This is a genomic window from Bhargavaea cecembensis DSE10, from assembly GCF_000348905.1.
In the GTDB taxonomy this organism is placed as follows: Bacteria; Bacillota; Bacilli; order Bacillales_A; family Planococcaceae; genus Bhargavaea; species Bhargavaea cecembensis.
Window position 1 is genome coordinate 78,850 of record NZ_AOFT01000008.1, and the last position, 20,986, is coordinate 99,835.

At 55.9% G+C, this 20,986-nt stretch carries 20 protein-coding genes and 2 riboswitches; of the genes, 8 read left to right on the plus strand and 12 right to left on the minus strand.

Annotated features, from left to right (window positions below; all coding sequences use genetic code 11):
• The first annotated feature begins 49 nt into the window (after window positions 1-49).
• A complete protein-coding gene (locus tag C772_RS08985) occupies window positions 50-1,549 on the plus strand; it encodes a BCCT family transporter (RefSeq protein ID WP_008299319.1) in 1,500 nt (499 codons plus the stop codon).
• Between the two features lie 96 nt (window positions 1,550-1,645).
• Here C772_RS08985 and C772_RS08990 read toward each other — a convergent pair whose 3' ends face one another.
• The 3 genes from C772_RS08990 to C772_RS09000 form a co-directional block, all read right to left on the minus strand.
• On the minus strand, window positions 1,646-2,017 hold the full coding sequence (locus C772_RS08990) for a DUF2512 family protein (RefSeq protein ID WP_008299321.1): 372 nt from the start codon (window positions 2,015-2,017) through the stop codon (window positions 1,646-1,648).
• 245 nt (window positions 2,018-2,262) lie between these two features.
• The gene (locus tag C772_RS08995; protein ID WP_035001921.1) at window positions 2,263-3,324 is read right to left on the minus strand and encodes a copper resistance D family protein; all 1,062 of its coding nucleotides are present in this window, start codon (window positions 3,322-3,324) and stop codon (window positions 2,263-2,265) included.
• On the minus strand, window positions 3,324-3,911 hold the full coding sequence (locus C772_RS09000; protein ID WP_008299326.1) for a copper resistance CopC family protein: 588 nt from the start codon (window positions 3,909-3,911) through the stop codon (window positions 3,324-3,326). The genes C772_RS08995 and C772_RS09000 overlap by 1 nt, the downstream gene beginning before the upstream one ends.
• Before the next feature lie 273 nt (window positions 3,912-4,184).
• A riboswitch (PreQ1 riboswitch) is annotated at window positions 4,185-4,230 on the plus strand.
• A gap of 8 nt (window positions 4,231-4,238) precedes the next feature.
• Between C772_RS09000 and C772_RS09005 the strand changes: the two genes are divergently transcribed.
• Together C772_RS09005 and C772_RS09010 are read left to right on the plus strand one after the other, a co-directional pair.
• The gene (locus tag C772_RS09005; protein WP_008299328.1) at window positions 4,239-4,730 is read left to right on the plus strand and encodes a QueT transporter family protein; all 492 of its coding nucleotides are present in this window, start codon (window positions 4,239-4,241) and stop codon (window positions 4,728-4,730) included.
• Between the two features lie 91 nt (window positions 4,731-4,821).
• A complete protein-coding gene (locus C772_RS09010; protein WP_008299330.1) occupies window positions 4,822-5,013 on the plus strand; it encodes a PspC domain-containing protein in 192 nt (63 codons plus the stop codon).
• Between the two features lie 49 nt (window positions 5,014-5,062).
• On the opposite strand, the gene C772_RS09015 is transcribed toward C772_RS09010, so the two are convergent.
• The 3 genes from C772_RS09015 to C772_RS09025 form a co-directional block, all read right to left on the minus strand.
• The gene (locus tag C772_RS09015; RefSeq protein ID WP_035001973.1) at window positions 5,063-6,061 is read right to left on the minus strand and encodes an ABC transporter substrate-binding protein; all 999 of its coding nucleotides are present in this window, start codon (window positions 6,059-6,061) and stop codon (window positions 5,063-5,065) included.
• 72 nt (window positions 6,062-6,133) lie between these two features.
• Entirely contained in the window at window positions 6,134-6,895 is a 762-nt protein-coding gene (locus C772_RS09020; RefSeq protein ID WP_008299334.1) for an ABC transporter permease, read from the minus strand.
• Window positions 6,879-7,661 (minus strand): ABC transporter ATP-binding protein, encoded by a 783-nt coding sequence (locus C772_RS09025; protein WP_035001976.1) that lies wholly within the window; start codon window positions 7,659-7,661, stop codon window positions 6,879-6,881. The genes C772_RS09020 and C772_RS09025 overlap by 17 nt, the downstream gene beginning before the upstream one ends.
• Before the next feature lie 195 nt (window positions 7,662-7,856).
• Here C772_RS09025 and cysK point away from each other — a divergent pair, with 195 nt between their 5' ends.
• Window positions 7,857-8,780: a cysteine synthase A gene (gene cysK / locus C772_RS09030; RefSeq protein ID WP_008299338.1), complete on the plus strand. Its 924-nt coding sequence runs from the start codon at window positions 7,857-7,859 to the stop codon at window positions 8,778-8,780.
• A 250-nt stretch (window positions 8,781-9,030) separates the two neighbouring features.
• Here cysK and C772_RS09035 read toward each other — a convergent pair whose 3' ends face one another.
• Entirely contained in the window at window positions 9,031-9,591 is a 561-nt protein-coding gene (locus tag C772_RS09035) for a TetR/AcrR family transcriptional regulator (RefSeq protein ID WP_008299340.1), read from the minus strand.
• 143 nt (window positions 9,592-9,734) lie between these two features.
• On the opposite strand from C772_RS09035, the gene C772_RS09040 reads away from it, so the two are divergent.
• Window positions 9,735-10,319: an NADPH-dependent FMN reductase gene (locus C772_RS09040; RefSeq protein WP_008299341.1), complete on the plus strand. Its 585-nt coding sequence runs from the start codon at window positions 9,735-9,737 to the stop codon at window positions 10,317-10,319.
• A gap of 53 nt (window positions 10,320-10,372) precedes the next feature.
• Here the strand turns inward: C772_RS09040 and C772_RS09045 are convergent, their stop codons facing one another.
• Window positions 10,373-11,368: a homoserine dehydrogenase gene (locus tag C772_RS09045; protein ID WP_008299344.1), complete on the minus strand. Its 996-nt coding sequence runs from the start codon at window positions 11,366-11,368 to the stop codon at window positions 10,373-10,375.
• Between the two features lie 110 nt (window positions 11,369-11,478).
• The gene (locus C772_RS09050; protein ID WP_008299346.1) at window positions 11,479-12,768 is read right to left on the minus strand and encodes an O-acetylhomoserine aminocarboxypropyltransferase/cysteine synthase family protein; all 1,290 of its coding nucleotides are present in this window, start codon (window positions 12,766-12,768) and stop codon (window positions 11,479-11,481) included.
• A gap of 128 nt (window positions 12,769-12,896) precedes the next feature.
• A riboswitch (SAM riboswitch) is annotated at window positions 12,897-13,009 on the minus strand.
• Between the two features lie 143 nt (window positions 13,010-13,152).
• On the opposite strand from C772_RS09050, the gene C772_RS09055 reads away from it, so the two are divergent.
• Window positions 13,153-13,935, plus strand: coding sequence for a YwqG family protein (locus tag C772_RS09055; protein WP_008299347.1), 783 nt, complete (start codon window positions 13,153-13,155; stop codon window positions 13,933-13,935).
• A 74-nt stretch (window positions 13,936-14,009) separates the two neighbouring features.
• A complete protein-coding gene (locus tag C772_RS09060; RefSeq protein ID WP_008299349.1) occupies window positions 14,010-14,660 on the plus strand; it encodes a glycerol-3-phosphate acyltransferase in 651 nt (216 codons plus the stop codon).
• A 133-nt stretch (window positions 14,661-14,793) separates the two neighbouring features.
• Here C772_RS09060 and ald read toward each other — a convergent pair whose 3' ends face one another.
• From ald to C772_RS09075, 3 genes are all read right to left on the minus strand, one after another.
• Window positions 14,794-15,927 carry an alanine dehydrogenase gene (ald, locus tag C772_RS09065; protein ID WP_008299350.1) on the minus strand — a complete coding sequence of 378 codons (1,134 nt, stop codon included), beginning with the start codon at window positions 15,925-15,927 and terminating at the stop codon, window positions 14,794-14,796.
• Window positions 15,928-15,994: 67 nt separating this feature from the next.
• Window positions 15,995-17,353 carry an aspartate aminotransferase family protein gene (locus tag C772_RS09070; protein WP_008299352.1) on the minus strand — a complete coding sequence of 453 codons (1,359 nt, stop codon included), beginning with the start codon at window positions 17,351-17,353 and terminating at the stop codon, window positions 15,995-15,997.
• A 364-nt stretch (window positions 17,354-17,717) separates the two neighbouring features.
• On the minus strand, window positions 17,718-19,181 hold the full coding sequence (locus C772_RS09075) for a CoA-acylating methylmalonate-semialdehyde dehydrogenase (protein ID WP_008299354.1): 1,464 nt from the start codon (window positions 19,179-19,181) through the stop codon (window positions 17,718-17,720).
• 147 nt (window positions 19,182-19,328) lie between these two features.
• Between C772_RS09075 and C772_RS09080 the strand changes: the two genes are divergently transcribed.
• The gene (locus C772_RS09080) at window positions 19,329-20,969 is read left to right on the plus strand and encodes a PucR family transcriptional regulator (RefSeq protein ID WP_008299357.1); all 1,641 of its coding nucleotides are present in this window, start codon (window positions 19,329-19,331) and stop codon (window positions 20,967-20,969) included.
• The last annotated feature ends 17 nt before the right edge of the window (window positions 20,970-20,986 follow it).

The following is a 20,986-nucleotide window of genomic DNA, read 5'->3' on the forward strand; positions in this document are numbered from 1 at the left end:
GATATGGTGGTAAGCTGATTGTCAGGCCATATTATTCATAGGGGGAATCATGAAGAAAGTCTCAAATGTCTTTTATATCACTGTCGCCATTATTGCACTGACTGTTGTTTTCGGCGTCATCGCGCCCAAAACGTATGAACAGGTTACAACCAACATCCAGTCCTTTGTCTCCACGTCATTCGGCTGGTACTATCTGCTGCTTTTTGCAGCGTTCCTTATTCTCGCAATCATTGTCGCAATTAGCCCTTACGGCAGAATCCGCCTCGGAAAGGACACCGACCGTCCTGACTTTTCAACAGCGACATGGGTGGCCATGCTGTTTTCTGCCGGAATGGGCATCGGACTCGTCTTCTACGGTGCGTCTGAACCAATTTCTCATTATATCGTCAATCCTGCTACGGAAGAGCCAGGCACAGGCGCGGCCTTGAAGGAAGGCCTGACCTATTCGTACCTGCATTGGGGCGCGCCGATCTGGGCCATGTACGGCATCACTGCACTGGCACTCGCCTTCTTCCAGTTCCGCAAAGACGAACCCGGGTTAATTTCGTCAACATTGAAGCCGATTTTCGGTGATAAGATGAACGGCCCTTGGGGAGTTGTCGTCGATGTGCTCGCTGTTTTTGCAACTGCATTCGGCGTCGCGACTTCCCTCGGCTTCGGTGCTGTCCAAATTAACGCAGGGCTGAATCATTTGTTCGGAGTCGAGATCGGATTCACGTCCCAGTTAGTCATCATCGTGGCCGTGACCATCCTGTTTATCATATCCGCATGGTCAGGACTCAGCAAAGGAATCAAGTACCTTTCCAACACGAATATGGTGCTGGCGGTCGTGCTTCTGATCATCGTTGTTGTGGTCGGTCCGACACTCATGATTTTTAACATCTTCACGGAAACATTCGGACTTTATCTGGTGAATATGCTGGAGATGAGCTTCCGGACCGCGCCGCTCGCAGAGGATAACCGCAGCTTCGTCGATGGCTGGACCATCTTCTACTGGGCATGGTGGGTTTCCTGGGCTCCATTTGTCGGCATGTTCATCGCACGCGTATCGCGCGGGCGGACTGTCCGGGAATTTCTGCTCGGTGTCATCATCATCCCGACGTTATTCGTATCATTCTGGTTTGCGGCTTTCGGCTCGACGGCAGCCTTTGTCCATGATTCGGGCACAGACTTGAGCGAGTTGTCGTCGGAACTGGTCCTGTTCAATATGTTTGACCAGTTGCCGATGTCCATGGTCCTGTCAGTCATCGCAATCCTCCTGATTGCTTCATTCTTTATCACATCGGCAGACTCGGCCACCTTCGTCCTCGGGATGCAGTCGACAAAAGGCTCACTGACACCGCCAAACCAGGTGAAATTGATCTGGGGAGTTGCACAGTCCGCCATTGCTGTCCTGCTCTTGTATGTCGGCGGACTGCAAGCCATCCAGAATACAATCATCATCGCCGCCCTGCCGTTCTCCTTCGTCATGATTCTCATGACATTCGCTATCCTTAAAGCACTGAGGGAAGAGCGGCAGAGAATGGAAAAGCTTGCTAAAGGAAAATAATATCCGTCACGACCCGGCCTGCAATCAAAGCAGAAAAAACGGAACGCCCGCTCCCCTGTTGGAGTGGGCGTTCCGCTGTAATCGCAATAAATCAGATCAGACCTGTGCATCGTCGTACTGGGTGCGCAGCAGCCAGGAGTGGTAGAAATACTCCCCTGCCGTGATGATCGCTGCCGTCAGCAACGCTTCGCCCAGGGCTTCATCATAACCGAGAAGATTAAGACCGCCCCAGACAATCAGAAAACTGAGCACAAAGTCTCCGGCCGTTGCGGCCATATTGCCCATTTTCGGCAAGACCATCAGGTCGCCCATGGCATATGAAATCAGCCACAGTCCGGCGGCGATGATCGTGGAGTCCAGGAACGAAACATCGTTAAAGAGCGAAAGCAGGATCCAGACGACCGGAAATATGAGTGCAGCCTTGATCATGAGCGCTTTTCCGTGATCCACATGACGCGTTTCATCCATTGTCGATTTGCCTCCTTCCACTGCAGATTTGAACGTATCCCCTAAATACCCGGCATGGATAATGGCAAACTTTTCAAATCACCGGGAATGACGCCGGACGTCCATTTTTTGTGCATGCCATTAAGGTTTCCAGTCTCCACGCCGCCACACATGGTTAAAAAAGGAAGATGATTTTTAAATATAAAAGGACTGCAGCCCCTGTGCAGGAAGCGGCAGTCCTCAGGCTGAGCCGAAGCGCAAACCGGTCAAAATGAAGTGATCATCATCAGGCCCAGATACGCCGCTGCGATGAAGCCGATCCCCGAAAAGGCTAGCAGCCATTTCGGAAGGTCCCGCCTGCTCCCGATAATAAACAGCGCCAGCATCAGCAGCGAGATCATCAGGAAGAGAATACCTTCCAGAGACAGATCAAGCCGGGCATCAATCGGCATAGCCGGAGGGCCGGACAGCCATTCCGCAAGCGGCGCCGTCCCTTCCGACCGGAACGTCGTGTCGATATCATGGGGCGGCGACAGCTTGCTCATAAACGCCGTGAAGAAAAGCACGAGCAGGAGCATCAGGCTTTCTGTCCTGAGCCACCCGGCAGGCGGAAGTTCCTTTTTTGCGATAAACCCGTTGATCATGGCTGCTGCAAGGAGCGGAATGATGCTTAAATGCTTGAGCAGCAGCATCTGACCATAGGGCAAGATCCAGGAGCTGGCGTAATCACCGGCTTTCATGACGAGCAGCATGAGGAAGATACCCGTACCGATCATGATTGCCATCAGGCCTGCGGCAGTCGGGGTAAACCATTTCAGGAACCCGCGCCAGTCCGGCAGTGCATCCGGCCTTGCCGCTGCATGCAGCAAGATCCCCGCCCAGACGGAGAGTGCTGTCAGATGAACTCCATGTGCGATCAGGCCGCCTGTCTCATCAATGGTTGCGGAGTGACTGCCGTAGGCGATGGCCCCGAACGCTGTCAGGAGAAGAAGAGCCTGGATGACTCTGTTCGCGCCAAATCTGAGCGCCACCGCCAGCAAAAGGGCAGCCGCCGTGAGCGCAAGGAAACTGTGTCCGGAACGGAAACCCGTGGCAATGTCCATAAAACCCCGCAGCCGGTATCCCTCTGGCGCAAGGAGGAACGTCAGCTGCACGACGGGTGCCGCTCCAAGAATAGGCATGGCTGCAGCGAGCAGGGCTTCAGCCCTTCTGCCCAGGTGTGCGCCGGGCCTCCGGGTTTCGGGAACAAATCTGAGTGTGATGGCTCCGGCCAATACAGCCATGAAAATATAAAGGAAGAAATCAGACAGAGCTGTGAAGACAGTCATCATTTCTTCTTGCGTAACGCCCTTAAGATCAGGCCGAGGAGTATGATCACCGCAACCAACAGTCCGACTGTCAGGAAGACGCTGCTCCCCTCTTCCGGCTGGTCCGTGTCGTTGACTTCTTTAGCCGGGGATTGTTCCGTCCCTTGTTCCCCTTCGTCTGCAGTTCCCGACTCAGCCTCTTCTTCATCGGCTGTAGTTTCTTCGGGGACCGCTTCCTCTTCTGCCGGGCTGTCTGCGGAAATTCCAGCAGCCGCCTCGAAAGTGAGTTCTCCGTCGATCGGATGTCCGTCTTCACTGATGACATTCCAGAGAAGGGTCCACTCGCCATCCGGCAGCGGCTCGGCGAGTGTGCCGGTCATTTGGACGCCTTCAATGATGATTTCCGCAAACCCGATTTCCCCTTCCGCTCCGGTCAGGGTTAACGTGCTCCCTTCTTCGATGCCCGCACTGAACGTCAGGCTGACTTCCTCAAGCGGTTCCGTCACCGTCGCCCCGTCTTCAGGCACCGATGATTCCATTTGGGAATGGGCCATCGCCGCAGCGGGCCAAGAAAGGGTAAAGAGGATCGCCAGAATCAGTTTTTTCATGTTTTCTCCTTCTTTCCATATAGGATTTAAAAGGTCAGTCATTATATTCACTCCCGGCAGCGGGCGTGTACGTCCACCTTCTTTCCGGTTGCGAAATGGCTCTTTCGGAACCGCAAAGACGACTGATGATCCAGACATTTTCTAATCTATAGGAGTCAACCATACTAAACAACATTCAAGCCCCGCACGCTGAGAACGGACCACCTCTCGCCATTATTCCCCATTGACCCGCATGGCCAGTCTGTCATATTATTGAACTTCGGGCTTTTTACCCCCCGCGCGGTTCGTAACCATCCCGCGATAACAAAACTAAGGGAGAGAACATAAATGAAAGTCAAAACGATGGCCGTCAATGCCGTCATTGCTGCATTATACCTTGCCGTCACCGCTCTGATTGCGCCATTCGGCTTTACGAATATCCAGTTCCGGGTATCCGAGATGTTCAATCATCTCGTCGTGTTCAACAAAAAGTACCTGATCGGCATCGTCCTCGGCGTGTTCATCTCGAACCTGCTGATGTCGTCGCTCGGCTGGTATGACCTGACATTCGGCGTGGCCCATACCCTGATCTCGCTGACGATTACAATCTTCCTTTGCAGATTTGTAAAAGGGCGCGTGAAAGGAATGGTCGCGAACACACTCGTGTTCACGTTCACGATGTTCATCATCGCGATCTCGCTGAACCTGGCACTCGGATTTCCGTTCTGGTTCACCTACGCCACTCTCGCCATCAGCGAATTTGTCGTCATGATTGTCGGCGTGCCGATCATGAATGCGCTGAATAAGCGGATCGACTTCAGCAGACTGATTGAAGACTGATTCATAAGTAAGCCCCGGCTGCCTGCCGGGGCTTATATTTTTTGGAACTGTCCGCAGACTCATCCGTATATTAAGGAGAAGGAGTGATCTGATGAGAAAATACTACCGGTCCACACGGGAAAAGCAGCTGTCTGGTGTACTTGGCGGACTCAGTGAACGGTTCGGTATCGACGTAAGCATCCTCCGAATCGTGACCGTCCTGTCCGGTTTTTTCACATCCGGGATCACCTGGCTGATTTACCTCATTGCAGCCATCGTGATGCCGACGGACAAACAGGACTGATTTCAATGACCGCATGAAAAAGCGATGCCGCGGAGGGCATCGCTTTTTGTTATTCCTTATCTGCCACAAGACCGTCGAATTCAGGGGCTTCCTTCAGGAACTCGAGTTCGTAGGAAGAGTTTCCAAATTCCTTGAGGACCGCTTCATTGACTTCTGTTGTGTACGTGACGCGGCTCATTGCCTGCTCGACGATCTTCGCGTCCATCTCCTGGTTTGTCAGGTCCTTGATGGAGTCGATTGCGATCTTCTGAGCCTTTTCAGGGTTGTCGTTGATGAACGCAACCGATTCGTTGTGTGCTTCAAGCAGCTTCGCCGCGAGTTCCGGCTTTTCCTCTGTCAGCTTGTTGTTCGCAACGAGGACCGTGTTCGGAAGGCTTTCACCGTAGGCGATTTCTTCCGTGCTGATGATGACTTTTGCGCCGTTGTCGACGAGGATCGAAGCCCATGGCTCCGGAACCGCAGCAAGGTCAACCTTGCCGGATTCGAACATTGCCTGGTAGGATGCCGGGTTGCCCGTTACGTGATTGAGCGAGCCGCCGATCCGGGAAGAAGCCAGCTCGTCATTGCCGAGCTGCTGGAGATACGTTTCGAACTGGACATCATGCGTGCACCCGATGCCAGGTGTGATGAACGTCTTTCCTGCCATGTCTTCGACCGAATCGATGCCGCTTTTCTCGCTTGCGACAACGACCGTGCCGCCGGAAGATGCGCCGGCAAGGACTTTCACTTCCGCTCCGTTCGAGAAGTTGTTCAGGACAGGACCCGGACCGACGAGTCCCGCATCGATTTCACCCGATTTGAGGGCCGCCATGAATGTGCCGCCGTCAGGGAACGTGATGTATTGAAGTTCTACATCATCGCCGAGTTTTTCTTCGTAATAGCCGTTTTCCCTTGCCACCATTGCCGGTGCGTGGTCAATGTTCGGGAAGTAGCCGATGACCATTTTTTCCTTGTCCCCGCCGCCTGCATTGTCCGAATCTCCGCCCCCGCATGCTGCGAGCAGCGTGATGATGCCGAGCATAAGTGCTCCAAGCCACCATTTCTTCATTTCCAACATCCCCTTTCCGGGTCCGAGCCCGGTATATTCATTCATACTGAAAATCCACAACCGTAAACTCCGTCATGAGGACGGTTCAAGTCCCCATTTCACCCGAACCTGCTGTTCAAACCGCTGGAACAGAAGCAGGTCGACTGTGACCCCGATGATTCCGATGACGATCATGATGCCAAGCACCATGTCCATCCGTCCGAAGTCGGAAGCATATTTCAGCGTGTAGCCAAGTCCCGGGCCGGTGCTGAGAAGCTCACCGGCCATGAGTGCGCGCCAGCCGAATGCCCAGGCAAGGCGTGTACCGGTGACGAAATACGGAACCGACGCCGGCAGCATGACCCGGAAAAACAGGTCCGGGCCGGATGCGCCCATTGTCTGCGCCGCCTTCAGGTAGATCGGCGAGACGTTCTGGATGCCCGTGCGCACATTGATCGTCATGACGATCGCCGCACCAAGGACGATAATGAAGATGACCGACTTCTCGTTCAGGCCGAACCACATGATGGCAAGCGGCAGCCAGACGATGCTCGGGATACTCTGCAGTGCGAGGATCAGTGAGCCGAGTGTTTCATCGGCCGTCTTGGACTTCGCGAGCAGAATGCCGAGCAGAAGCCCGATCAGGAGGGCGATTGCGAGGCCGACCAGGAGCCGCATGAAGCTGGCCCCGAGGTCACGGAACAGCGTGCCGTCCGCAATCATTTCACCGAGTGCGCGGAACACATCGGTCGGCGCCGGCAAAAGGACCGCCGGGATCTGGAACAGCCTGACCGCGAGTTCCCATACAAGAAACAGAGAGACGAAGAAGACGAGACGCTTAATGACCAACCGCATGGTTACGTTCCTCTTCTTCCACTTTGTCATTTTCCGTCTTCAGCATTTCAAGAATCGATTCCTCATAGGCGGCCATCTCTTTCAGATGGCCTTCCCTCGGGCGCCCGAGCGTGACTTCGATATCCTGAAGGACACGGCCGGGATGGGTTCCCATGACGATGATGCGGTCGGACAGCCGGACCGCTTCCTGGATGCTGTGCGTAACGAAAATGATCGTCTTTTTTGTCTCGATCCAGATTTCTTCGAGCACGCCCTGGAGGCGCATACGGGTCTGCTCATCCAGTGCGCCGAATGGTTCATCCATGAGAAGAACTGCCGGATCCATCGCAAGCGCACGCGCAATCGACACACGCTGCTGCATGCCGCCCGACAGCTCATGCGGATGGTGCCCCGCATACTGGCTCAGCTGCACGAGCCGGAGGTATTTCTTCGCGACTTCTTTCGCTTCCTTTTTCGGCATCCCTTTCAGCGGGAACATCACGTTCTCCTCAACAGTCAGCCAAGGAAACAAAGCAGCCTGCTGGAACACCATGCCCCGCTCTTTGCCCGGCTTCACGATGTCCCGGCCGTCCAGTTGCAGGATGCCCGAATCCGGACGGTTCAGCCCGGCAACGATGTTCAGCAGTGTCGACTTGCCGCAGCCGGATGGCCCGAGCAGCGAGATGAATTCGCCTTCCCGGACATCGACGCTGATATCCTTGAGTACCTGTTCGCGCCGGCCGTCCTTTCCGAAGCTTTTTTGGATTCCATCTATCTTAAGGAACATCATTGCACTTCCTTCTAAATCTAAAATTATAATCCATATCGAATTACTAAGTTTTAAGCATAATATTACCCTAAAAAGCTGAGATGTCAATGGATGAGTCCTGGAAATATCGGACGGTTGCCGGAGTTATTTTTTTAAACTATACTTTGTAAATAGGAATTAACTCCATCGTATGTGAGAAAGGCGGAATCTGCCATGAAAATTGTCGAGTCCATTCTGGACCTGATCGGCAACACCCCCGCCGTCCGGCTCAATAAAATTCCGGATCCGGATGGCGCAAATGTATATATCAAGCTGGAATCATTCAATCCCGGCGGCAGCGTAAAGGACCGGGCTGCACTAAACATGGTCGAGCAGGCGGAAGCCGAAGGCAAGCTGATCCCCGGCAAGAGCACGGTCATCGAGCCGACATCCGGCAATACGGGAATCGGCCTCGCCATGGTATGCGCGGCAAAAGGCTACCGGTGCATCATGACGATGCCGGACAATGCGACTGCAGAACGGGTGAAGATCCTGAAAGCATACGGTGCCGAAGTGTATTCGACTCCTGCCGCAGAGCGGATGAACGGCGCAATCGCCAAGGCAGAAGAACTGGCGGCGGATATCCCGGATGCCTTCATCCCGATGCAGTTCGAGAACCCGGCGAACGCGGACGCCCACCGGGGCACGACCGCCGTGGAAATCCTTGAGGCGTTCGACGGAAAGCTGGACGCTTTCGTCCTGACGGCAGGCACCGGCGGCACCGTGACCGGAACCGGAGAAGAGCTGAAAAAGCAGATCCCGGACCTGAAGATCTATGTCGTCGAGCCGAAAGGATCACCCGTCCTGTCCGGCGGAGAACCCGGCCCGCATAAGATCCCGGGTACGGGCCCGGGATTTGTCCCGGCCATCCTGAACCGGGATGTCTATGATGAGATCCTCCTCATCGAAGATGAAGACGCCCAGGTGATGGCGCGCCGCCTCGCAGCGGAAGAAGGCATCTTCGTCGGTGCCTCCGCGGCGGCCTCCGCCCACTTCGCCGTCCAGGTCGCCAAGAAACTGCCGAAGGGCGCCAACGTCCTCTGCCTCGCGCCTGACACCGGCGAGCGGTATCTGTCGTCCGACCTGTTTCCTGAATAAAAGGAGGTTCCCCGGACTTACCGGGGACCTCCTTTTTTGTTGCCGGCGAGCAGCCGCCCACACGCGTAATCTTCAAACTCAGGGGGCTTATCTTCAAACTCGGGCGGTTATTCTTCAAACTCGGATGCTTATTCTTCAAACTGAAGCCCAGGCGGCTGCCGGGGGCTTTTTCATAACTCTTACAGTCCGGCACTTAAAAAAGCGATGCCCCGCTCAAGGGGGTCATCGCTTTTTATGAATTTCCGGCGTCTCAGCGGACCACCCGAATGCCATTGAGGACGGAAGAAAGTGCAGGACGGATGAAATCCCCCGGATCCACCCCGCTATTCCTCCTCCATTCCACCGAAGCCCCGTAGATTTCCCAGCTCAGCATGGCAGCCGTGATCTGAAGCGACTGATCATCCGCTTCCGGATCCTGTCCGGACAGCATTTTGCTGAAAATCACTTCCAGCTGATTTCTGATGATCCGGGCAATCGTGTCTTCGTAACCACTGTGGCATCGATTGGATAAAGACAGCTGAAAATTCGTCACGGCCGTAAAAATCCTGACCAGCGCTTCCTCATCCAGCCGGCTGTCCCGAAAGTGCTCATAGTCCAGGTTGACCAACAATACTTCAGACAACGCCTTCTCCAGCAAGTCATAAATATCCTCAAAATGATAATAGAACGTAGCCCGGTTGATCATGGCTTCAGCGGTCAGATCCTTCACGGTGATGTCCTTAAAATCTTTTTTTCCGGAAAGCTGGATAAATGAATCCATGATCAGGCTGCGGGTGCGTATGACCCGAGGGTCTGTCTTGGTTTGAGTCATGATATCAACGCTCCTGTTTTAGACACTTTCTCGAGTGTGTTGTATAAGCGACACTTCCGCAAAACTATTGGTGTTGCCCAATTCCGTTCTGCCCTAGACTACAAGTAGAGCAAGAAACCAAATGAATTAGGGAGGAAACAAGAATGATCAAAATCGGAATCATTACCGGAAGCACAAGGGATTCAAGAGTCAACCGGCAAGTGGCGGAATGGGTAAAGTCAATTGCCGATAAGCGAACAGATGCGGAATTTGAACTGGTGGATATCAAGGACTACCGCCTGCCAAGCTATAATGAGCCCGTACCGGCCATCATGTCGCAGGGGTATGCCACACCGGAAGCCCGCCCCTGGTCGGAAAAAATCAGCGGGCTTGACGGTTTCGTCTTTGTGACTCCGGAATACAACAAAGCGGTCACTTCCGGCCTAAAAGATGCCATCGATTACTTGTATACTGAATGGAACAACAAGGCTGCCGGCATTGTCAGCTACGGCTCCTCCCTCGGGGTCACGGCCGCCAATAACCTGCGGTTGATCTTATCGGTCCCCGCCGTTGCAACTGTCCGGACACAGCCGGCACTGAGCCTCTTCACGGATTTTGAAAACATGACGACCTTCAAGCCTGCACCGTTTCATGAGCAGACGGTCCATAACATGCTCGATGAAGTCGTTGCCTGGTCAACCGCGCTCAAGACCATCAGGACACAACCGCAAGCAGTGCACGCAGGCTGACCCCGTTCTGAGCCGCACCAAAAAGCGATGCCCCCAAAAGGGCATCGCTTTTATCATGACCGGGTCACCAGTTCGCGAAAGGTGGCGTGTTCCCGGAGCTTTACCGCTGCGTCCTCGACCATGACGCTTGCGGTCGGCAGCATGCCGGCGCCCGGGCCGATGACGGTGAGCGTTCCGGCATAGGCGGTTTCGATGGCGACGGCATTGTCGACGCCGTCGATGCCGTAGAGCGGGTGGTCCGGGCCGATCAGCACCGGGCCGACGGACGCCTGGATGGAGCCGTCTTCCCCGCGGCGGACATCCGCGATGTGGCGGTAGCGGAGGCCCTGGCGGTCGGCATCGGTCACTTCTTCAAGCGAGAGCGAATCAATGCCCTCCATCGGCACGTTTTCCCAGTCAGGCTGTTCACCGAACGACAGGCCGCTCAGGATCATCAGCTTGCAGAACGCATCGAAGCCGGACACGTCATTGGTCGGATCCGCCTCGGCATAGCCGAGTTCCTGGGCTTCCTTCAGGGCATCCTCGAATGTGCACGATTCTTTGCGCATCTTCGTCAGGATAAAATTCGATGTGCCGTTCAGGATACCCTGAATGCCGGTCACTTCGTTGGTCAGGTTCAGGTTGCCGATGGTCTTGATCACCGGGACGCCGCCTGCGACGGTCGCCTCGTATCCGACACCGGTCCCCTGTTCCCTGGCTTGCCGTTCAAGTGCAGGGGCGGCTTTTGCATACATGACCTTGTTTGCCGTAACGACATGGCAGCCTTGCGCAATCGCCTGCTCCAGATAAGTGCGCGCCGGCTCTTCGCCGACGATCGCCTCGAAAACGACCTTCAGATCCGGAATGGAGAGGATGTCCTCAAACCGGTCGGTAATGAGGACTCCCGGGGTCTCAGGGCGGGTTTTATCCAAGTCGCGGACGAGGATCGCAGCAATTTCGATCGGGGAACCGATCGTTTTCTCAAGTTGTTGTTTCCGTTCATTCACGATTGTATAAATGCCTTGGCCGACCGTACCGAATCCAAGGATGGCCGCTTTCACTGGAGCCATGGGCGAAACACCTCCGACACAAAGATTCCTTCCAATATAACAAGTTCCGCCCCGCAAAGAAACCCCCGGGGCGGGAAAAGTTTAAAATTGTTCAAAAATTCGGTGCTGTCTTATGCTTTTACAGGTGCCGCAGCCTCAATCGCCTGTTTCAGGTCGGCGATGATGTCTTCGACATTCTCAAGGCCGATAGAGAGGCGGACGAGTTCTTCCGACGTGCCTGTCTTCTTCAGGTCTTCCGCCGACAGCTGCTGGTGCGTCGTGGAAGCCGGGTGGATGATCAGCGAGCGTGCGTCGCCGACGTTTGCGACATGCGAGAACAGCTTCACGTTGTCGATCAGCTTGCGTCCCGATTCGCGTCCGCCCTTGATGCCGAAGATGACGACAGAGCCGGCACCGTTCTTCAGGTACTTCTTCGAGAGTTCGTACGACGGGTGCTCTTCAAGGCCGTTGTACTGCACCCACTCGACGGAAGGATGATCCTTCAGCCACTGGGCGACTTTCAGCGCGTTTTCGTTGTGGCGCTGGATGCGGAGGTGAAGCGTCTCAAGCCCCTGGAGGAAGAGGAACGCATTATCCGGGCTGAGCGTCGGGCCGAAGTCGCGGAGCAGCTGCACGCGGAGGCGTGTTGCGAATGCTGCCTGTGCCGTATCGATGCCGTAGCGGAGGCCGTGGTAAGTGACATCCGGCTCGGTGTAGCCAGGGTGGCGTCCCTGTGTCCAGTCGAACTTGCCCGCGTCAACGGCTACGCCGCCGACGCCGCGGCCGTGGCCGCCGATCCATTTCGTTGCAGAGTGGACGACGACGTCCGCACCGTACTCGATCGGGTTCGAGCCGTAAGGCGACGCGAACGTGGAGTCGATGATGAGCGGCAGGCCGTTTTCGTGTGCGATGTTCGCAACAGCCTCGACATCAAGGACGTTCAGGCTCGGGTTCCCGATGATTTCGCCGAAGATCGCCTTTGTCTTGTCGGTGATCGCTTCGCGGAAGTTTTCTGGATCTGTGGAGTCAACGAACTTCACATTGATGCCGTAGCGCGGGAGTGTCACCGCGAACAGGTTGTACGTTCCGCCGTAAAGGTTTGCCGCGGAGACGATCTCATCCCCTGCCTGTGCGACGTTCAGGATCGAGAATGCGATCGCCGCCATGCCGGAAGAAAGAGCAACGGCAGCCGTGCCGCCTTCCAGTTCAGCGATGCGCTTCTCGAATGCGTCAACCGTCGGGTTCATGATGCGGGAGTAGATGTTGCCCGACTCTTTCAGTGCGAACAGGTTTTGCGCGTGCTCCGTGTCACGGAATGCATAAGCTGTCGTGCGGTAGACCGGTACTGCGATTGCGCCTGTTGCCGGGTCCGGCTCCTGGCCTCCGTGCACGAGAATTGTTTCTGGTTTGAAGTTTGTCATATTGATTGCCTCCTAAAGGTGTGGTTTCGATGGAAACGCGATAGGAGAGGAGGATTTGCCTTTTCGGAAAAATGAAAAACCCTCTTCACTGATAGGAAGAGGGCCGATGCGAACACGCCGCATGCCTCCCCTTATCTGTCAGATCCGCTCCCGAATCTGTAGGAATTAGCACCTTTGCAGACAGGGTCTGCCGGTTGCCGGGCTTCGCAGGGCCTATTCCCTCCGCCGCTCTTGATAAGAGTATTCTGATTTTGTTTTCCATCTGGTAAACAGTATAGGACTGTGCTGCGGGTAAAGTCAAGTGTATTTTTCAGAAAAAACATGAAACGTTTACGGGGCTCATCCGTTAACTTATAGAAGACTGCCGTTCCTGGGAGGGATTCTATGAAAACCTGGAGAGAAAAGCTGGAAGCAAACGGACTGGCCGAATACATTGCGCCATTTTCCGAACTGACGAAGCCGGGCTTCCGACTGAATAAAGAAGACGCCGCCGGGACGCTGGCTCCCGGCGCATCGAAGTTCGGAGGCGCGCCGGACCTTCCGCCTGATGTGGAGATCCCGTCCAATGACGGCAAGCCGCTTACGCTGATCGCCCAGCTTAATCTGTCGGATGCAGCGCTTGCCGGCACTGCCCATCCGCTTCCTGTTTCCGGTGTCCTGTCATTTTTCTATGACAGGGAAGAACAGCCGTGGGGCGGAGAGGCGGAAGACCGGAACGGCTGGGAAGTGCTGTACTTTGAAAGTCCGGCTGAACTTGAAAGGCGTGAAGTTCCTGAAGAAGCGATGCTGCCGGAGTTCGCCGCAGCGTTCCTCGAGCAGGAAACGCTGGACACAGACGCCGTGATCGGGATGGATTTCGACGACGACACCGGAGACGCCATCTTCGGACTGCTTGAAGAAGGGGCCCCGCATCACCGGGTGCTTGGCCATCCGTTCGCCGTCCAGAACCCGGTGTTTCCGGAAATCGCCCACTACTGTGACGGAATAGAAGACTGGGGTGAAGCTGCAAAAGCAGCGGATGACTACGTCCTTCTTTTCCAGATGGACAGTGACGAAGATCTTGATGTTGTCTGGGGCGACCTTGGCATGCTGTACTTCTGCATCCGGAAAAAGGATCTTGCCGGGAAGCGCTTTGACCGGACACAGTTGATCATGCAGTGCGGGTGACGGTTAACACCCCTTATATTAGGCTGAATGAAGCTTAATATAAGGAAAAAGAACAATCATAGGAGGCTGACGACATGCCCGAGCAGCTGGGCTGGATATGGATCATGATCGCCGTGACGGCCGGTTACCTGATCGGCAACATCCACGGATCGACCGTCGCCGGATGGCTGTCCGGCGTAAACCTGAAAGAAACCGGTGTGAAAAATGCCGGTGCATCAAATGCCGCCATCGTGCTCGGCAAGAAATTCGGCGCGCTTGTTGCCGCCATCGACATCGGAAAAGGGGTCGCGGCCGTGCTCCTTGCCAGATGGATTTCCCAGGCAATTGGGCTCGGACCGGAAGCCGGAGCCCTTCTTGTCTTCTCGATGTCCGCGCTGACCATCATCGGGCATAACTTCCCGTTTCATATGCGCTTTAATGGCGGCAAGGGCACGGCAACGGTGATCGGGGTGCTCCTGGGCTTCGACTGGAAGATCGGCCTTGTGGGACTCGCCCTGCTCATTGTCATTTCACTCGTGACCGACTTCCTCGTGTTCGGTGTCCTGATGCTGTATGTCACCTTCACCGCGACAGCCGTCTTCTTGGCACCGGGCATCGGGCCGGACCTGATCGCCGTCGGACTCTTCGGGATGGCGGTATGGAAGCACCTCGAGAACTTCCGCAGGATGCGGGCCGGGGAGGAAAACCGGGTATCATCGGTGTTCGGGAAGAAGAAGACTGCCTGACTAGGAAAGTTTTTTCACCCCCGTGGATCAAAAATTGGTTTCTATTTATAACGCACTACTTTATCACCGACACTAATATTAGCACTCATATTAAAAGGGGAACCTGTCCAGGACAGGTTCCCCTTCTTCATGTTCAGTTGTGCTGTGCCACCGGCTCGATCAGATCGAGCAGATCGGCATGCGAGTAGCCGAGGTCTTCCGCGACTGTCTTGTAAGTCACACGGCCCGCGTAGGTGTTGAAGCCTTTGCGGAGCGGCTCGTTATCGAGTGCCGCCTGCTTCCAGCCTTTGTTGGCGATCTGGAGCGCATACGGTACAGTGACGTTTGTGAGCGCCATTGTGGACGTGCGCGGCACTGCGCCCGGCATGTTGGCGACAGCGTAGTGGACAACGCCGTGCTTTTCATAGATCGGGTCGTCATGTGTCGTGATGCGGTCCGATGTCTCGAAGATGCCGCCCTGGTCAATCGCGATGTCAACGAGCACGGAGCCCGGCTGCATCGACTTGACCATTTCTTCCGTGACGAGCTTTGGCGCCTTGGCACCCGGGATGAGCACGGCACCGACGACGAGGTCCGCGTCCTTCACTGCTTCCGCTATGTTGAACGGGTTCGACATCAGTGTCTGGATATCGTTGCCGAACTGGTCGTCCAGCTGGCGGAGACGCTCCGGGCTCAGGTCGATGACCGTTACCTTGGCACCCATGCCGACCGCGACGCGGGCGGCGTTCGCGCCGGCCATGCCGCCGCCGATGACGGTGACCTTGCCGCGCTGGACACCCGGTACGCCGGACAGGAGAATTCCCTTGCCGCCGTGGATGCGCTCGAGGAACTGGGCGCCGATCTGTGTCGCCATGCGGCCGGCAACTTCGCTCATCGGCGAAAGGAGCGGCAGCGAGCGGTTCGGCAGCTGGACCGTTTCATAGGCAATGGCGGTTACGTTCTTCTCGAGAAGCGCTGCCGCAAGCTCCGGTTCCGCAGCCAGGTGCAGGTAAGTGAACAAAATCAGGTCTTCGCGGAAGTAGCCGTACTCTTCCGGCAGCGGTTCCTTGACCTTCATGACCATTTCGGCAGCCCATGCATCCGCCGCTGTTTCTACAATGACCGCACCTTCGTTTGCATATTCCTCATCGGTGAAGCCGGAACCGAGTCCCGCTCCCTTCTCGATGATCACTTCGTGACCGGCAGTGCTCAGTGTCGCCACTCCCGCAGGCGTCATTGCGACGCGGTTTTCATTGTTTTTAATCTCTTTAGGTACACCGATTTTCATTTCCATTTCCCTCCATTGTAAAGGGAGGCTGACGCCTCCCGCATACTAAATCCCCAACGTACTTATTTCAACGATTCTCTTCAAAAACCTTCTTGATCACGGAAATAATAAAATCGACGTCCTGGTCCGTGCACGCAAGCGGCGGGGACAGTGTCAGGATATTGTTGTGTCCCGCCACGGTGTCTCCGTTTTTGCCGACAATCAGGCCGTTCGCCTTGCAGTTGGCGATGATCTTGCCGATGCGCGCGGCGCTTGCCGGTTCGCGGGTCTGTTTGTCCTCGACCAGCTCAATGCCGAGAAGGAAGCCGATCCCGCGGACCTCACCGACATACGGGTGATCCTCAAGATGCGCCAGTTCCGCACGGAGACGTTCGCCGTGGCGGTCCGCCCGCTCGACAAGGCCCTCCCGCTCGATGATCTCAAGGTTCTTCAGCGCCACCGCGCAAGCTGCAGGGTTGCCGCCGAATGTGTTCACATGGCGGAAGTGGCTGTTTTCCGCGCTGTCCTTGAAGGTTTCGTAAATATCCTTGCGCACCGCGGTGACCGACAGCGGCAGATAGGCGCTTGTGAGGCCTTTTGCCATGGTCACGATGTCCGGCTTCACGCCGAAGTTCTGGTGGCCGAACTTCTTCCCAGTACGGCCGAATCCGCAGATAACCTCGTCGATGATCAGGAGAACGCCGTGCTTGTTGCAGATCTCCTGCACTTTCTGGAGATAGACCGGGTGCGGAATCAGGATGCCGCCTCCTGTGATGAGCGGCTCCATGATGACCCCTGCAACCGTTTCTTCCTGCTCCCAGATGATTTTCTGCTCGAGTTCTTCCGCGCGCATGATGTTGTAGTCCTCCACACTCATGCCTTCCGGACGGCGGTAGTTATCCGGCGGCGCCACATGGAGGAAACCCGGTGCGAGCGGCTCATATTTGTACTTGCGGAGCGACTGGCCGGTGGCGGCAAGTGCGCCCATCGAGCTGCCATGGTAGGCACGGTAGCGGCTGATGAACTTGTAGCGGGAAGCTTCGCCCTTTTGCTGATGGTACTGGCGGGCGATCTTGAATGCGACTTCGTTCGCATCGGATCCGCTGTTGGAATAGAAGATCATGTAATCGTCCTCGAGCCATTCGTTCAGCTTCGCCGCAAGCTCGATCGCCGGCTCATGGCTTTGGGTCATCGGCACATAGCAAAGTTCCTTCATCTGGTCATAGGCCGCTTTTGCCAGTTCCTCGCGGCCGTAGCCGACGTTCACGCACCACAGTCCGGACATGCCGTCCAGGTAGCGGTTCCCCTCATGATCCGTCACCCAGGCGCCTTCCCCTTTTGCCCAGATCATCGGCGGGCTTTTCTCCACATATGGAGAGATGTGATGCCAGACGTTCTGCCGGTCTTTTTCGACAAGCGTTTGTGTATCCGTCTTAACAACGGTCATCGTACTATCCCCTCTCGGATGAATTCGTTTTAAAATTCAGCCGCCTCAGGGGCGGCTGCTCAAAATTGACGCCGGACGGATCCGGCCTTTATTTGATCTTTCGCCGGGTCTTATTGATCTTTCGCGGGGCGTTATTGATCTTTCGAGGGACTTTGATGATCTTTCGCGGTCCCTAATTGATCTTCCAGCCCCGCCACCCCTTTTGTTGCCCGGCTCTGCGGGCCAGGCCCGCTCCGCTTTTCTGCTGTCCAGCTGCACGGGCCAGACCCTCGGGGTCATAAGCCGGCCTGCTTTGCGGGTCAGGACCCGCGACGCATTCCGTCTTATGCCTGTCGGGTCTGAACAGGCCCGCTCCGCTTTTCTATCAGTGACGCTGTGTGAGCATTTTCTTGCGGGTGTAGAACTCGATGCCGTCTTTGCCGTTGGCGTGGAGGTCGCCGTAGAAGCTCTTCTTGTAGCCCGAGAACGGGAAGAAGGCCATCGGTGCAGGGACGCCGAGGTTGACGCCGAGCATGCCGGCATCGATGTCGTCGCGGAATTCGCGGATTGCCGATGCGCTGTCCGTATACAGGCAGGCGCCGTTTGCAAAGTCCGAAGCGTTCGCAAATTCGATTGCTTCCGAAAGAGTTTCAACGCGGACCACAGACAGAACAGGCGCGAAGATTTCATCTTTCCAGATCTTCATTTCCTGTGTCACCTCGTCAAAGATCGTCGGTCCGACGAAATAGCCGCCTTCGGAGCTCGACTTGTCGTTGCGGCCGTCGCGGACGAGTTTCGCGCCTTCCTCGACGCCCGATTCGATGTAGCCGATCGTGCGGTCCTTGTGGGCCGGACGGATGACCGGTCCGAGGAACACATCGTCTTCAAGACCGTTGCCGATTGTGATGTCGTCTGCCGCTTTTTTCAGCCGGTCGACAAGCTCATCCGCTACGTCTCCGACGGCCACGACGACTGCCGCAGCCATGCAGCGCTCGCCGGCCGAGCCGAATGCCGCGCCGGTGATGTTCTTGACCGCATTGTCGAGGTCCGCATCCGGCATGACGATGGAGTGGTTTTTCGCGCCTGCCAATGCCTGGACGCGCTTGCCGTGTGCCGTACCCGTCTTGTAGACATATTCTGCAACGGGCTGGGAGCCGACAAAGGAAATGGCCGGAACGTCTTTGTGCTCGAGCAGGCCGTTGACGACGTCATGCGCGCCGTGGACGATGTTGAACACTCCATCAGGCAGGCCTGCTTCCTTCAGAAGATCCGCCAGGCGGTTCGCCAGGAGCGGCGTGCGCTCGGACGGCTTCAGGACGAACGTGTTCCCTGCGACGATTGCAAGCGGGAACATCCATGCCGGAACCATCATCGGGAAGTTGAACGGCGTGATGCCGCCGATGACACCGATCGGATAGCGATACATGCCCGATTCCATGTTTTTCGAGATGTCCGGAAGCTGCTGGCCCATCATGAGGGACGGCGCACCCGCCGCGAACTCGACGCATTCGATGCCGCGGAGCACTTCGCCGTGCGCTTCCGTGAAGCTTTTGCCGTTCTCGATCGTGACAAGCCGGGCGAGTTCATCCCAGTTCTCTACGAGCAGCTGCTGGAACTTGAACATGATTCGTGCACGCTGCGGCACCGGCGTCTTTTTCCAGGTCTTGAATGCCTCTTTTGCAACTGCAACTGCCTTGTCGAGGTCTTCTTTTGTGGAAATCGGAACTTCCGCGATGATTTCTCCGGTTGCCGGGTTCGGGACTTCCTCATATTTTTCCGTGGTCGATTTGACCCATTGTCCACCGATATAGTTTGAAAGCGTTTGCGTTTTAACGACTGCTGTTTCCATTGATAACTCCTCCTCTTGGTTAAATGGTCATCTTGACTGGTTGGCTTGTGCACTTCATAATCTACTGTACAAACTATCAGAATGTTTGTCATTTGACAATGTGTCAAATTGACAGGCTATGTGATTGGACGAAAGGAAGGGCTGAACTTGAAGAACATCGAGCTGACTGTCCGGGACGTACTGGAACGAGAGTCTTTTCAAAAAGCCAGACTGGCCGCGGGTGCATCCGGTCTTTCCCGGAAGATCCGCTGGTCGCATATCCTTGAAGTCCGGGAGTTTGAGTCGCTGATCAATGGCGGCGAACTGATCCTGACAACCGGCATCAGCATGGCGCTTGACCTGGAGACGCAGCTTTATTATATCGGGAAGTTAAATGAACTCGGGGCATCCGCACTGTGCATCGAACTGGCGGACTCCTCGAAACAGATCGCCCCGGAAGTTCTCAAGCTGGCCGACAATCTCGGCTTCCCGATCATCGTGTTCGAAGAAGTGATCCGGTTCGTCGACATCACGCATGATCTCCATACGGCGCTGATCAACCGTCATCACAAGATGATTTCCGAGCTGGACCGCCTGTCGGGACGTTTTATCGAACTTTCCCTTACCTCCAACGGCATCCTGAAGATTCTCCAGGAACTCCATGAATACTTTCGGCGCGAGGCCATCTTCATCTCCGACCGTCCGGCCCCCTACTTTTATCCTTCGGAGGCCAAGCATAGCGAATCCCTCCTGCGGTCCCGCCTCGAAGCGGAAGGCGGGCTGGAGGACACCGAACGTTATGTGGAAATTGCGGACAGACGCTACGCGAACGTACCGGTGCGGGGCCCCGGGCAAGTGTGGGGACGGCTCTTCCTCGGCATGGATGAACCGCTCCAGGATGACTTTTATTTCCTGATCCTGGACCGCGCAGGCCTCGCCATTTCCCAGGTGCTCCTGCGGAACCGGACAATTGAAGAGCGCAAGCAGAACCTCGAGGACAAGGTGGTCCGGAACCTGATTACCGGGCGGCGCATGGATCCGGAAACGATCCGCGCCGTACTGCCGGCGCGCGGCAAAAACATGTACTACCGGGTGTTCACCATCCACATGCCTGAGATACCGCCATTCCCGTCACAGGACCTGCTTGAAGAAGAACTGGTCCAGCGGGCACTGCTGATCCGCAGTCTGTTCCAGCGGCACGGCTTCTTCCCCGCCATCACTTCGGGAGAAAATGAATTGATCGTGATTGCCTTCTTTATCTCGGAGGAACAACAGAGCCGACGGGACGACCGCTTCCGGCCGCTGATCCGGGAATTCCTCAACATGCCGGCACCACAGTTCGAGGGCAGCCGGTTCGGGATCGGGAAAACCTATCAGGACATCGCATACATCCGGCGGGCCTACCGCGAGAGCGAGGATGTGATCCGGCTGCAGGAAGAGGGCATCACGGAATCGGTTTTCTATGAAGGGCTCGGAATTCACCGTCTGCTGCTGTTGCTGAAGCGGAGCGGAGAGCTGGAGACATACGTCGATGATTATCTGGGGGCGCTGCTTGAACACGATGCCCGTCATGACAGCCGCCTGTTCGAGACGCTCGTTGTCTACCTGGAATGCGGCGGCGTCAAGAAAGAGGCGGCAGAGCGCCTGTTCATCGTGCGCCAGACGCTCTACCACCGGATCGGCAAGCTTGAGGTCCTGCTCGGTACAGACTTTATGGAGCCCGATAACCGGCTTGCGCTGGAAGTCGCCGTGCAGGCGTACCGGATGCTGGAGCAGAGCGGAGCGGAGAAACTGCTGCCGGTTCATTAAAAACGGGAAAGTCCTGA